Origin of the sequence: Paraburkholderia sp. J63 (assembly GCF_905220245.1) — a bacterium.
Classification (GTDB): Bacteria; Pseudomonadota; Gammaproteobacteria; order Burkholderiales; family Burkholderiaceae; genus Paraburkholderia.
In genome coordinates, this window is sequence record NZ_CAJMZF010000011.1 from 77,648 (window position 1) to 90,961 (window position 13,314).

The following is a 13,314-nucleotide window of genomic DNA, read 5'->3' on the forward strand; positions in this document are numbered from 1 at the left end:
TCCGGCGTGTTTTCGTTGCGGCGGCCAGCGTGTACGCTTCGCCGCGACGTCCGTGCTGCCGCTTCCCTGGGCGGCGCTTGCTATGATAGCGCAGCGCAAACCCAATAACGACAAGGGTTTCGAAGATTTCGAGGGGTTCGCGCGGGTTTTACGCGCTGGCTCGTGTTTTTGACGCGCGCCGCCCGGCAAAAGCGCGCCGCGTCCGCCGATTTAACCTTCGCGGCGTTGCGCCGCGCCAACGCTTTGCGCCCGCAAACCCAATGCCCATGGGCGTTTGCCGCCGGCCCTCCCACTTCGAAGCCCGCCGTTTCCAGCCACCGCGTGAGTCATGACCGCCACACTGATCCCCGCCACGCTCGCCTTTCGCGAAGACGGCACGCCGTATTCGCCCCGTTTCGACGACGTCTATCACAGCACTTTCGGCGCCTTCGAGCAGGCCGAATACGTGTTTTTGCGCGGCAACGGCCTGCCCGAACGCTGGCAGAACAAGCGCATTTTCACTGTGCTCGAAACCGGTTTTGGCATGGGCGTGAACTTCCTCGCGACGTGGGCCGCGTGGCGCAACGCACGCGCGCGCTGCGAGCGCCTGCATTTCGTCTCGGTGGAAAAGCATCCGTTTTCGCGCGACGATCTGCGCGCGGCGCTCGATGCGGTGGTTGCGCACGCACCGCAAACGTCAGGAACCTCGGGAATGTCGGGGACTTCGATCGCGCGTCTTGCGCACGAGCTCGTCGAGGCCTGGCCGATGCTCGTGCCCGGCATGCACCGGCTCGAATTCGAAGGCGGGCGCGTGACGCTCACGCTCGCGTTCGGCGATGCGCTCGAAACGCTTCCCAAAATGTGGTTACGCGCCGACGCCATCTATCTCGACGGCTTCGCCCCCTCGAAGAATCCCGAGCTCTGGTCGCCGGCGATCTTCAAGGCGCTCGCGCGCGTCGCGGGCGAGGAGGCCACGTTCGCGACGTGGAGCAGCGCAGGCGACGTGAAGCGCGCGCTCGAGCAGAACGGCTTCGAATACCGCAAGACGGCCGGCTTCGGGACGAAATGGACCATGCTGGTGGGCCGCTTCGCGCCGCGCTGGCGCGTGCGGCGCTACGAGCCGCCGCTGCCGCTCGTGCTCGGGCATCGGCACGCGGTGGTGATCGGCGCGGGGCTCGCGGGTAGCGCGCTGGTCGAGCGGCTCGCGGCGCGGGGCTGGCACGTCACGCTCGTCGAACGGCACGCGGCGCCCGCGCGCGAAGCGTCGGGCAATCCCGCGGGCGTGTTCCATCCGCTCGTCTCGCGCGACGACAGCAGCGCCTCGCGCATCACGCGCGCCGGGTTTCTCTACGCGCTGCGGCGCTGGGCCGCGCTCGATGTCGCGGCTCAGGCGGGTGCGCCAGGAGCCATCGAGGCGCCGGTGCGCTCGCACTCAGGACTCCTGCATCTTGCTACGGACGACGAATCTCAAGCCGTCGCCGCCGCGCTCGCATCATTTGGTTATCCCGAAGAATTCGTGCGCGGCGTCGACCGCGCCGAGGCCGAGTCGATTGCCGGCGTCGCGCTCGCGCAGGGCGGCTGGTTCTATCCGCGCGGCGGCGCGATCGATCCGGCGTCGCTGTGCCGCGCGCAGATTGCCGCGGCAAGGAGCCTTGCGGGCGCGCAGATCGACCTGCGCTACGGCGTGCAGGTCGCACGCATCGCGCGCGCCGGCGACGCCTGGCAAGTGTTCGATGAAAACGGCGCGCTCATCGCCCAAGCCGGCGCGGTGATCTTCGCCAACGCGCACGACGCCGCGCGCGCCGCGGCGCTCGACTTCGCCCCCACGCGCAGCGTGCGCGGCCAGCTCACGCTGCTCGACGCAAGCCCGCTCGCGTCGCTGCGCGTGCCCGTGATCGGCGATGGCTACGCCGTGCCCTTGCCGCACGGCGTGACGCTCACGGGCGCCACCTACGAAGTCGACGACACCGACACCGACCTGCGCGAAGCTGGCCACGTGGAAAACCTCGAGCGCGTCGCGCGCATGCTGCCGGGCCTGCAAGCCGCCGCGGATGCCGCAGCCGGCGCCTCCCAGGACGCCTGGCGAGGCCGTGTGGCCTTGCGCTGCGTCACGAGCGACCGCTTGCCCATGCTGGGCCAGCTCGGCGACGAAGCGGCCGCACGCCGCGACGCGCAACGGCTTTCCGGCGCCTGGCCGCTCGATCTGCCTCGCGCCCCCGGGCTCTACGGCGCGTTCGCGTTCGGCTCGCGCGGGCTCATATGGGCCGCGCTCGGCGCCGAGCTCATCGCCTCTCAGCTAGAAGGCGAGCCCTGGCCGATCGAGCGCGAGCTCGCCGAACAGGTCGATCCAGCGCGTTTCCTTCAGCGCGCCTTGCGCCAGCGCAGTCTCTAGCCACACGCCTGCGCCCGCGCATGAGACGCGGGCGAGCCATTCCCCCGACCAATACGGTTGTCCACGCGAGCCTGTGGATAACCGCGCGAATTGTGGGTAAATCGAGTGTGGACGCGATGTGGACGTAAACGGGGTAACTCGGCGGCCCATTCGCGCGGCCCAAAAGTTATTCTTCGATGCCATCGCGCACCTCACACGCTTCGCAGTGGGTTGTGCGAGCGCCAAGCCGATGATTCACATAGGTATACAGGGGTTATCCACAGAAAAGCCCCGCCTTTGTTAACTTCTACTACGTATACATACGGTAAACCGTAAACCCGAAGCTGGCGCCATCGCTATCGGCCTGAAAAACGCCCAAGGCGCGGGAGCGCCCACCACAGACAGTGCGCCACCGAACGGCCGCGACGGTCATTTTTTCCTTATCGTCGTGAAAAGTCGGTGAAAACGGACGGATTTACCGGCTTTGCCAACCTTTGCCGTCAGGTCGGCACAACTGCAAAAAAGCTATGGCACAATCGCCGTTCTTTTTCCGCGTCATGCGCCGCAACAGACGGCCAGCGCGTCCACGGAACGGATGCCGCTTATCCTGAATCTGAGTGCTCAGGAGAGTCGGCAGCGTTCGTTCACCCAACACGGGCGCTGACAATCCACAAGAACGCGCCCGTACCGGCTGTTCGCCGCGCGAGCGGCGCCGGTGCAGAGGTTTCCCGTTGTCGTCCGTCGTGTCTGGCCGCCACCTCATCAGGTTGCGAGCCTGCGCGCCCCGTCTGTCAGCGCTTGTAGCGTCAAAAGCGCCGCATGGCGCCCGGGGCCCGGTGCGACGACGCGGGCGCAACCGTGGTGCGAGGCGTCTCGCACCACGGTTGCGTTGCTCGCGCTGCGCCCGCCCGGCACGCGGCTTGCCCATGTGCCAGGCGCGAGAGGTTTTGACGTCGCGTCGGACAGCCGGACTGTCTTCTGGGTCGATCGGACCCGGTACTCGAGCCATCGCCCGCAGTCGTGCCTAGGCACTCGCTGCGCGCCCAGGCGGGGCGCCAGGTCCGATCCCATGCAAGATGTTCTGCCAAGGAGAAGCCACTACGATGAAGTCGGCGTTTTCGTTCTTTCCTGCGTGGCCGTTGCAGCCAGACGGCATATTCTGGGCGGGGCTCGCGCTGCTCGCGGCCGGTCTCGTCGGCGAGCTGTGCTATCGCGCCTGGCGGCTGCCGCGCATTTCGGGTTACGCGATCATCGGGCTGATTGCCGGCTCGGCGGGCTTCGGCGTGATCGGTATCGATACCGCCGATGCCGCGCGGCCATTGCTCGACGTCGCGCTCGGCCTGCTGCTGTTCGAACTCGGCAGCCGGCTCGATCTGCGCTGGATCCGCCGCAATCCATGGCTCATTCTTTCGAGCCTCGCCGAGGCCACGCTGACCTTCGTGCTTGTGCTCGTCGTGCTGCTGTTTCTCTCGGTGCCGGCAATGGTGGCCATCGTCGTGGCCTCGATCGCCATGGCGACGTCCCCGGCGATGGTGATCCAGCTCAAGACCGAGTTGCGCGCCGAAGGCCAGGTCACGCAGCGCCTGCTCACGCTCACGGCGCTCAACAGCATGTACGCGGTCGTGATCGAAAAGCTCGCGTCGGGCTGGCTGCACCAGGAGATCTACGGCAACGTTTTTGCCACCATCCTGCAGCCGCTCTATCTGCTGGTGGGCTCGATCGTCGTCGCGTATGTGCTCGCGCGCGCCTGCACCTTGTTCTACCGGCGCCTGAGCCCGCAGGACGAGCATTCGTTCGTCGCGCTGTTCGGCCTCGTGCTGCTCGCGATTGCCGTGGCGCATCTGCTCAAGCTCTCGACCATCCTGAGCCTGCTGGCTGCCGGCATCATCGTGAAGAACCTCGAGGCGCGGCCGCAACTGTGGCCGCAGCATTTCGGCACGGCCGGATGGCTGCTCACCGTGATCCTGTTCGTGCTCACGATGACCACCTTCGAATGGCACGACATTCTGGTCGGCGGCGTGGCCGCGGCGGGACTCATCGTCGCACGGCTCGTGGCGAAACTCGTCGGGGTCCTGATCTTCGCTAAGCCGAGCGGGCTCGAATGGAAGCAGGGCATCGCGCTCGGTCTGGCGCTGACACCCATGTCCGCGCTCGCGCTGCTGCTTGTGGAGGACACCTACGATCTTTATCCGTCATTCGATCCGCGCCTGCGCGCGATCATGATGTGCGCGATCGTCGTGCTGCAGTTGCTCGGGCCGTGGCTCGTCTACCGTGCGCTTGCGCTCGTCGGCGAACGCGGCGAAAAATGAATGCGGCGGCTCCGGCCGCCAGGGAAACACCGCCCGCCGCGCCACGCGCCGACACCATGATCGGCCACCCGCGCGGCGCGGCCGAAAGAGGGGATGTCATGTCACTGGAAACTTTTGTCGATTCGAAGCCGTTCACGTTCGGCGTCGAACTCGAAATGCAGGTCGTCAACACGCACGATTACGATCTGACCAAGGCGGGCAGCGACCTCATGCGCCTCATCAAGGATCAGGAGATTCCGGGCAACATCACGCCCGAAATCACCGAAAGCATGATCGAGCTCTCCACGGGCATCTGCACGCACCATGAGCAGGCCGTGGCCGATCTGCGCAAGATCCGCGACGTGCTGGTCGCCGCCGCCGACCGCCTGAACGTCGGCCTGTGCGGCGGCGGAACGCATGCGTTCCAGCAGTGGAGCGACCGGCGGATCGTCGATACCCCGCGCTTTCAGTACCTTTCGGAGCTGTACGGCTACCTCGCGAAGCAGTTCACGGTGTTCGGCCAGCACGTGCACATCGGCTGCCCCGACGCCGACAGCGCGCTGTTCCTGCTGCATTCGCTCTCGCGCTTCATTCCGCATTTCATCGCGCTGTCGGCATCGTCGCCGTACGTGCAGGGCGTGGACACCGGATTTCATTCGGCACGGCTAAATTCCGTGTTCGCGTTCCCGCTCTCGGGCCGCGCGCCGTTCATGCTGAGCTGGGAGGAGTTCAAGGAGTACTTCTCGAAGATGGTGCATACGGGCGTCGTCAACAGCATGAAAGACTTTTACTGGGATATTCGCCCGAAACCCGGCTTCGGCACGATCGAGGTGCGCGTCATGGATACGCCGCTCTCGGTCGAGCGCGCGGCGGCAATCGCCTGCTATATCCAGACGCTCGCGCGGCATCTGCTGACCGACCGGCCGATCCACCCGCGCGAAGACGACTACCTCGTCTACACGTTCAACCGCTTCCAGGCCTGCCGTTTCGGCATGGCTGGCACCTGCGTCGATCCGCAGACGGGCGAGCGCCGCACCATCTCCGAAGACATTCTGGCCACGCTCGACAAGATTGCGCCGCATGGCGAAGCGCTCGGCTCGACGCGCGCGCTCGCCGAAATCGGCACGATCGCGCGCGCCCAGAGCAACGACGCGACCTGGCTGCGCGGCGTGGTGGCCGAGGAAAAGTCCCTGCATGAAGCGGTGCGGCAACAATGTTTGCGCTGGCGCGCCTGAGCGGCCCGTGTGTGCCATCCGGACAACGCCGGAGTGCTAAAAAACACCATGAAAGAGGGCAGCCTGCGGGCTGCCCTTGCGTTTTCAGGGCGCTCCGCGCAATCTTGCGCTGGAGGAAAAAAGATTTTTTTGTCCCAGGCAAGTTACCAGGGGGTTCTTATTTTTTTGATGTTCGCCTAAAGAGAGTCAATCGTTGCTGACGAGACGGGCGGCGTCCTGTGGGTAACCCTCGAAATGCCTGAAAACTCAATGGCCTGCGCACGCATCGCGCGAGTAGACTGCAGTTGCGCGAGGGGAAAAAATCAGGGATAACCAGGTATCGGTTGGGGCTGAGATTGTGCGGCATCAAGAATCAGTCCACATACCAATGGTGTACTTACCAACTGGTTATCCACAATTCCGGTTGGATAAGTTAGCTGTGCGATTTGCTACTCTCGCATAGAATGTCGGTTTGCTGCGCAGGCACGAGGTCGCGAAGGACGCTTTGGGCCTGCAAGGCGAGAAGGAATGACTGTGCGCAGCGTGCGTTTCTTGCGCCGGCGAAGCAGGAATTTTTTGAGATGGTGTGGCCGATTTCCTGGAATCGGGCGCGAACTTTCCCACAAGGCCGCCGGCAGGTGCGGCGGCTGACGATGCAGCGCAAGCTGCCAAATAACCAGCGAAAGACTATGAGCGAAGGCGTATACGGAGAGCAGGCAGCCGGGCGGGTGACCCATAGCCTGCTGCGACTTAGCACGGCAATGCGGAGCCAGGCGTGGGACTGGGCCGAAGGGGCAGGACTCACGCCGACCCAGGGCGAAATTCTCGTGCTGCTGATGCAGCGCAAGGGGCCGATGCGCCTCGGCGAGATCGCCCGCGAGACGGCACTGACTGCCGCAACGACCAGCGATGCGGTAAGCACGCTCGAAACCAAGGGTCTCGTCGAAAAGCGCCGTGCGCTCGACGACGGCCGCGCGCTCGCGGTGCGTTTGACCGCGCGTGGCCGTACGGCCGCGAAGAAGGCCGCGCAATGGCCTGACTTCCTCTCGAAGGCCGTCGGCACGCTGCGCGCCGACGAGCAGTCGGCGGTCTACCGCACGCTGCTCAAGACGGTCTACGTGCTGGAGTCGCAGGACGCCATGCCGCAGCACCGCATGTGCCTCACCTGCTCGCACTTCGAGCCGAGCAAGAACGCGAAGAAGACGCCGCATCACTGCGCGCTGCTCAAGATCGACATGTCGGACACCGATCTGCGTCTCGATTGCTCGGTGTACGCACAGGCCGACGCGATCACGCAGAAGAAAAACTGGAAGATCTTCGCGGCGTAATCGTCGCGGCGCCATGTGATTTCACGTGGCGCCTGGCGAGTCCGGCGGTCGTCCGCAGCCGGTTTGCTCGCCTGAAGTGTCCGGTTCGGTCGTGCGCGCGACGCATTTGCGCCGGCGCGCTTATCGTTGCACGCATGTGCGTGCCCCAGCATGTGTTTATCGTGTGATTCCGGCATGCACCTCGCATGCCGTTCGCGCGACGCGTTGCATATTGTCTAGCAGACCCCAAGGATTTGCCGATGAATCGCGAAGTATTGGCTATTCGCCACGTATATTTCGAGGACCTCGGCAGCTTCGAGCGAGTGCTCGGCGATCGCGGGCGTCCGGTGCGCTATGTCGATGTCGGCTTTGCGCGCGTCGGGGCGCTCAATCCCGTTTCGGCCTCGCTGATGGTGATCCTCGGCGGCCCCATCAATGCCTGCGACGACGCACGCTATCCCACGCTTGCCCCCATCGCCGCGCTGATCGAAAAGCGTATCGCCGCCGGTCTGCCCACGCTCGGCATTTGCCTCGGCGCCCAGCTCATCGCGCGCGTGCTCGGTGCGCGCGTCTATGCCGCCGGGCATCAGGAAATCGGCTGGACGCCGCTCACGCTCACCGATGCGGGCCACGCGTCGCCGCTACGGCACGTGGATGGCGCGGCCACTTCGATGCTGCACTGGCATGGCGACACGTTCGATCTGCCGCAAGGCGCGACGCGGCTCGCGTCCACGCCGCTATGCGAAAACCAGGCGTTCTCGTGGGGCTCGCACGTGCTCGGGCTGCAGTGTCATCCCGAGGTACGCGCCGACCGCTTCGAGCCCTGGCTGATCGGCCATGCGGCCGAGATCGCGGCGGCGGGCATCGACGTCAATACCTTGCGCGCGCAGACGGCGCAGCACGGTCCACGTCTCGAAGCGCAGGCGAGCCGCATGTTCGGCGAGTGGCTCGACGCCGTCGACAGCCTGGCGGCCAGCGTACCCACGAAGCAGCCCTGAGGCTTCGGCCTCGTCTCGCGTTTTTTGCATGCGCCTGCGGGCTGCAGCGCGCCGGTTTTGCGGTCTGCTTAATTAGCACCGCTTTGTATTTCCGCTTTGCCCCCATTCCGCACCCGCTTTACGCCCGAGAGCGCCCGTAGGCGCTGCCTGCGCCTGTCAAAAGCGCGTGCTATTCTCGAACGCTCCCACCACCGTTCGCACTCCTCCCATGAGCAAGCTCTTCACTCCGCTCGAGCTGCGTGGCGTGACGCTCGCCAATCGCATTGTCGTGTCGCCGATGTGCCAATACTCGGCCGTGCGAGGCGAGGCCACCGACTGGCACATGATCCACCTCGGCCATCTCGCGCTCTCGGGTGCGGCGATGCTGTGTATCGAGGCGACCGCCGTCGAGCCCGATGGCCGCATCACGCCGGGCGATCTCGGACTCTGGGACGACGTGACCGAGGCCGCGCTCGAACCCGTGGTCGCCGCCATTCGCCGCTATTCGCCGATCCGCATCGCCATGCAGATTTCGCACGCGGGGCGCAAGGCGTCGAGCCGCGTGCCCTGGGAAGGCGGCCAGCTGATTTCCGTGACCGATGGCGGATGGTTGCCGCACGCGCCCTCCGACTTGCCGCACAAGGATGATGAGACGCCGCCGCTCGCGCTCGATACCGCGGGCCTGAATCGCGTGCGCAACGCGTTTGCGGCAACGGCGCGGCGTGCTGCGCGGCTTGGCATCGACGCGCTCGAAGTTCACGCGGCGCACGGCTATTTGCTGCATCAATTTCTCTCGCCGATCGCCAACCAGCGCAGCGACGAATATGGCGGATCGCGCGAAAACCGCATGCGTTTCCCGCTCGAAGTGTTCGATGCGGTGCGTGCGGAATTCCCGGACGATCGTCCCGTGGGCGTGCGCGTCTCGGCAACCGATTGGGTCGAAGGTGGCTGGACGCCCGAGGACACGGTCGTGTTCGCGCAGGCGCTCAAGGCGCGCGGCGCGGACTGGGTCGACGTATCGTCGGGCGGCGTCTCGCCGTTGCAGAAGATTGCGCTCGAGCCCGGCTATCAGGTGCCGTTCGCGCGCAAGGTCAAGCAGGAGACCGGCGTGAACACGATCGCGGTGGGGCTCATCACCGACGCGCTGCAGGCCAACCAGATTCTCGAAGACGGTGAAGCCGACATGATCGCGATGGCGCGCGCGATGCTCTACGATCCGCGCTGGCCGTGGCACGCCGCTGCGCAACTGGGGGCGAGCGTGAGCGCGCCGCCGCAATACTGGCGCTCGCAGCCTCGCGAGCACAAGGCGCTTTTCGGCGAGACCACGCTGGGCCAACGCTGAGTACGGAGCGCAACCTGGCGCCGGCGCGCGTCGCGCGAGTTGAACGAAAGAGGCGCGAACGTGTACGATGCCGGTTGCGGCGCGCGTCCTGACTGGATGCGTGCTCATGAGCGCGGCGCCGATGAGGCGCCGCGTTTGCGTCGAATGACTAAACAAGGATTCATTCAATGAGTGTACGCAGGATCGTCGTGCGCCAGTCGGGCGTACACGGCAAGGGCGTATTTGCGGCCGGGTCTATCGAGGCCGGCGAACGTCTGATCGAATACAAGGGCGAACGCATCTCGTGGAAGGAAGCATTGCGGCGTCATCCGCATAATCCCGACGAACCGAATCACACCTTCTATTTCGCGCTCGACGACGGCGACGTGATCGACGGCAAGGTGAACGGCAACAGCGCGCGCTGGATCAATCACTCGTGCGCGCCGAACTGCGAAGCCGAAGAGATCGACGGTCACGTCTACATTCATGCGCTGCGCGATATCGCCGAGGGTGAGGAGCTTTTCTACGACTACGGTCTCGTGATCGACGCGAAGCAGACCAAGAAGCTCAAGCGCGAATACGAGTGCCGCTGCGGCGCACGCAAGTGCCGTGGCACGATGCTCGCGCCGCCCGAAGAGAAGGGCGAGGGCAAGGGCGGCAAGTCGAAGAAGAGCAAGAAAAAGAAGTGAGCGTGACGGGCACGCCGATGCGAATCGCTACCACGTAGTGCTGAAAAGATATGGGCCGCTAATGCGGCCCATATTCGTTTATCGATGCTGGAGGCGCGGCGGATCGCGCCGCGCATCATTACCGTCAGTTATCGACAGGCGCCTGATGCGTGGGCTTTTTCGCGGACGATTGTGCGGACGTTGCCTCGGAACCGGCTTCCTGATCGTTGGCATGCGCCGCGCTCATGCCCAGCGCATGATCGCCCACGCTCGTGTCTTTCGCGCGTTTCGTTTGTTTGCCATCCTTCGTATCGGGCGCGCGACGGTTTGTGAGCGGCACGCGCACGATGAAACGCGCACCGCCTTCCGGCGCGTCTTCGTAGTGCACGCTGCCACGATGGAGCGTCATGATGTCGTGCACGATTGCGAGGCCCAAGCCCGCGCCGCTATCCACGCCGCTCTCGGTTTGCCCGTCGCCGCGGAAGAAGCGCTTGAAGAGGTCGGCCTGCTGCGCGTGCGGTACGCCGCGGCCATTGTCCTCGACGACGATCTCGGCCATCGGCGTGCCATCGACGAGCGCCTCGGTCACGGTGACGGTGATGCGCCCACCATCGACGCGCGCAGGCGGCAAATACTTGAGCGCGTTGTCGAGCAGATTGGCGATCACTTCGTGCAGCAGCACGGGGTTGCCGCGCACCATCAGCGGCGTGTCGTTCTCGGGGTCGTCGAGGCGCTGGAAGCCCAGGTCGACGTGGCTCGCAAGCGCGCGCGGCACCCACTCGGCACCGGTCTCGAACGCCAGCGCGGCCATGTCGATATCGACGAAGCGCGCAGCCTGCTCGCCAGGCTCCGCGCGCGCGAGTGAGAGCAACTGATTCGAGAGACGCACGGCGCGGTCGGCGGCGGCGCGCAGCTCGCGCACGGCGTCGCTGACCTTCTGCGGCTCGCGCGCGTTCACGGCCTGCTCGGCATGCAGCTTCACGGCCGTGAGCGGCGTGCGTAGCTGATGCGCAGCATCGGCGATGAACTTGCGCTGGGCGTCGAGCGCGGTCTTCAGGCGCCCGAGCAGCGCGTTAAGCGCGCCCGTGAGCGGGCGGATCTCGACGGGCACGAAGGTTTCGTCGACGGGTTCGAGCGAGGTGTGCGTCTGCCGGTTGAGCGAGTCGGCGAGGTCGGTGAGCGGGTTGAGCTGCTGGTTCACCACGCGCCACACGATCGCCCAGCCCGCGAGCAGCAGTAGCAGCAGTGGCATCATGATCGCCACGAGGAATTCGGCGGCGATCCGGAAGCGGTGATGCACGGGCTGGCCCACTTCCACGACGATGGGGTTGCCCAAGGGCTGCGGCACGCGCACCTGGGCGACCCGCACGCTCACGCCCTTATAGACGGTTTCGAACACGTACGCATAATGCATGCGGCGCACGTTGGTGCCGCGCAGCGGCAGCTCGTGGTCGCCGGCAATTTCGGTTTCGCCATTGCTGATGCGGTAGACGAGGTGCTCGACGGGGTCGGAGAACATCGCCTGGGCGAGCGGCGGCACGGTGACGGGCGCCTCGGGTCCGGCGATCTGGATCTGCCTGGAAATGGCGGTGGCGAGGTCGGCGAGCGAGCGGTCGACCACGTGCTGCGTGTACTGCCACGCGAGCCAATAGGCAATCAGGCCGCTCATCAGCGCGAGCAGCGAAAGTGGAGCGGCGAGGCGCCGCAATAGCGTGCGCCGCAGACTTCTTGCGGCCGGTAGGGACATGGTCGGTTCGGGCGGTGAAGGGTCACACAGGCGCGGCGCAGCCTGGAAGGGCATGAGCGCCGCACGGACGGACCCATTTTACGCGGGTGGGCGGCCCTGCGGCAGACCGGGGCAGCCCTTGCCGTCGCCATGGCGATTTAAGGGGCTTTCCGGGTGGCCGGCTGTTCGCGTGGGTATTTACATAGCCGCGCGATGCTCAGGAGACCTGTGGAATAGCGGCGGTGCGCACCACGCGCTTCAGCCCGGCGTGTGGCCGGGCCGAGGATGCTCTGCTCGTGCGAGGAGTGCGGCGGCGCATGTTCGCATGCGAATGCGCCGCCGGGCTGGCGCCTGATGGCGCGCAAAAGGCCTCAGACGGCCTCAGGCGGCCTGGCGGATTTCCTGCAGCAGGTAGCCGAAGCCACGCACCGTGACGATCTCGACACGGCAGTTCTCGAGCTTTTTGCGCACGCGGTGCACGTAGACTTCGATCGCGGTATCGCCGAGGTCGCCGCCGAAGTGCGTGAGGTGGTCCTGGAGCTGCGCCTTGCTCACGACGCGGCCATGACGCAGCAGCAGCATTTCGAGCACCGCGAACTCGCGCGGCGAAAGCTCGAGCGGCTTGTCGTCGTTGAAGATGCGGCGGTCGACGCCCGAGAGGCGCACGCCGCCGAGCGAGACTTCAGGACGCGGCACGTCGCCGTGCGGGCCGCTGCGGCGCATCACGGCGCGAATGCGCGCTTCGAGTTCCGCGGGTTCGAACGGCTTGAGCATGTAGTCGTCGGCGCCCGAATTGAGGCCTTGCACGCGGTCGTTCAGCTCGTCGCGCGCGGTGAGCACGATGACGGGCGTGTGCCGGTTGCTCTGGCGAAAGCGCGAGAGCAGCGTCATGCCGTCGATGCCGGGCAGGCCGAGGTCGAGTATCACGAGCTCATGGCGGTTCTGCGTGAGTGCCTGCTCGGCGAAGATGCCGTCGTGGACCATGTCGACCGTGAAGCCGGCTTGTTCGAGGCTGGACTGGATACCGCGTGCGATGGGGCGGTCGTCTTCGATCAGAAGGAGTCGCATGGGATTCGCTCAAGTACAATGGGTTTAGCGTTTCAGGCACGCAGTTCGCGAAGCGGCGCTCGCGGCATCAAGGCACAGCGACTGAGCGGCGCCGCGTGCCGCGGTTGCACGATCACGACCATCATGTCCGATATTTCGATCACCGAACTCGAAGCCGCAATCAACTTCTGGCGCAACCGCTCACCTTCGAGCGGCGACGAACTCGCGTTGTGCAAGGAAGCAAGCGCGCTTTCCAAGCCGTATGCGCTGCTGATTGTACAGCGTCGGAACGTCTTCTCACCGGAACGTTTGGACCCCGCAGCAAGGGCTGCCTGGGAGTCTTACGTATCCCTCAAAAATGGCCTTCAAAGCTGAAGGTTTGGACGCCTGACACCCTGCATTATGCTTTCATTGCA

At 65.4% G+C, this 13,314-nt stretch carries 10 protein-coding genes; 8 read left to right on the forward strand and 2 right to left on the reverse strand.

Going from position 1 to position 13,314, the window contains the following annotated elements:
- Positions 1–328 precede the first annotated feature (328 nt).
- The 7 genes from mnmC (at position 329) to U5775_RS14415 (ending at position 10,146) form a co-directional block, all read left to right on the forward strand.
- Positions 329–2,371, forward strand: a complete 2,043-nt coding sequence (mnmC, locus tag U5775_RS14385) for a bifunctional tRNA (5-methylaminomethyl-2-thiouridine)(34)-methyltransferase MnmD/FAD-dependent 5-carboxymethylaminomethyl-2-thiouridine(34) oxidoreductase MnmC (protein ID WP_322058797.1) — start codon at positions 329–331, stop codon at positions 2,369–2,371.
- Positions 2,372–3,453: 1,082 nt separating this feature from the next.
- Positions 3,454–4,659, forward strand: coding sequence for a cation:proton antiporter (locus tag U5775_RS14390; RefSeq protein WP_322058798.1), 1,206 nt, complete (start codon positions 3,454–3,456; stop codon positions 4,657–4,659).
- Positions 4,660–4,757: 98 nt separating this feature from the next.
- Positions 4,758–5,873 (forward strand): YbdK family carboxylate-amine ligase, encoded by a 1,116-nt coding sequence (locus tag U5775_RS14395; protein WP_322058799.1) that lies wholly within the window; start codon positions 4,758–4,760, stop codon positions 5,871–5,873.
- Positions 5,874–6,541: 668 nt separating this feature from the next.
- Entirely contained in the window at positions 6,542–7,180 is a 639-nt protein-coding gene (locus U5775_RS14400; protein WP_322058800.1) for a MarR family winged helix-turn-helix transcriptional regulator, read from the forward strand.
- Between the two features lie 239 nt (positions 7,181–7,419).
- A complete protein-coding gene (locus tag U5775_RS14405; RefSeq protein WP_322058801.1) occupies positions 7,420–8,157 on the forward strand; it encodes a glutamine amidotransferase in 738 nt (245 codons plus the stop codon).
- Positions 8,158–8,365: 208 nt separating this feature from the next.
- Positions 8,366–9,478 (forward strand): NADH:flavin oxidoreductase/NADH oxidase, encoded by a 1,113-nt coding sequence (locus tag U5775_RS14410; protein WP_322058802.1) that lies wholly within the window; start codon positions 8,366–8,368, stop codon positions 9,476–9,478.
- 167 nt (positions 9,479–9,645) lie between these two features.
- Positions 9,646–10,146: an SET domain-containing protein gene (locus U5775_RS14415; protein WP_322058803.1), complete on the forward strand. Its 501-nt coding sequence runs from the start codon at positions 9,646–9,648 to the stop codon at positions 10,144–10,146.
- A gap of 124 nt (positions 10,147–10,270) precedes the next feature.
- Here U5775_RS14415 and U5775_RS14420 read toward each other — a convergent pair whose 3' ends face one another.
- Together U5775_RS14420 and U5775_RS14425 are read right to left on the reverse strand one after the other, a co-directional pair.
- Complete coding sequence (locus U5775_RS14420) at positions 10,271–11,872, reverse strand: sensor histidine kinase (protein WP_415913574.1); 1,602 nt, start codon at positions 11,870–11,872, stop codon at positions 10,271–10,273.
- 360 nt (positions 11,873–12,232) lie between these two features.
- The gene (locus tag U5775_RS14425) at positions 12,233–12,919 is read right to left on the reverse strand and encodes a response regulator transcription factor (RefSeq protein ID WP_027815974.1); all 687 of its coding nucleotides are present in this window, start codon (positions 12,917–12,919) and stop codon (positions 12,233–12,235) included.
- A 123-nt stretch (positions 12,920–13,042) separates the two neighbouring features.
- On the opposite strand from U5775_RS14425, the gene U5775_RS14430 reads away from it, so the two are divergent.
- Positions 13,043–13,273: a DUF3717 domain-containing protein gene (locus tag U5775_RS14430; RefSeq protein WP_322058804.1), complete on the forward strand. Its 231-nt coding sequence runs from the start codon at positions 13,043–13,045 to the stop codon at positions 13,271–13,273.
- Positions 13,274–13,314 lie beyond the last annotated feature (41 nt).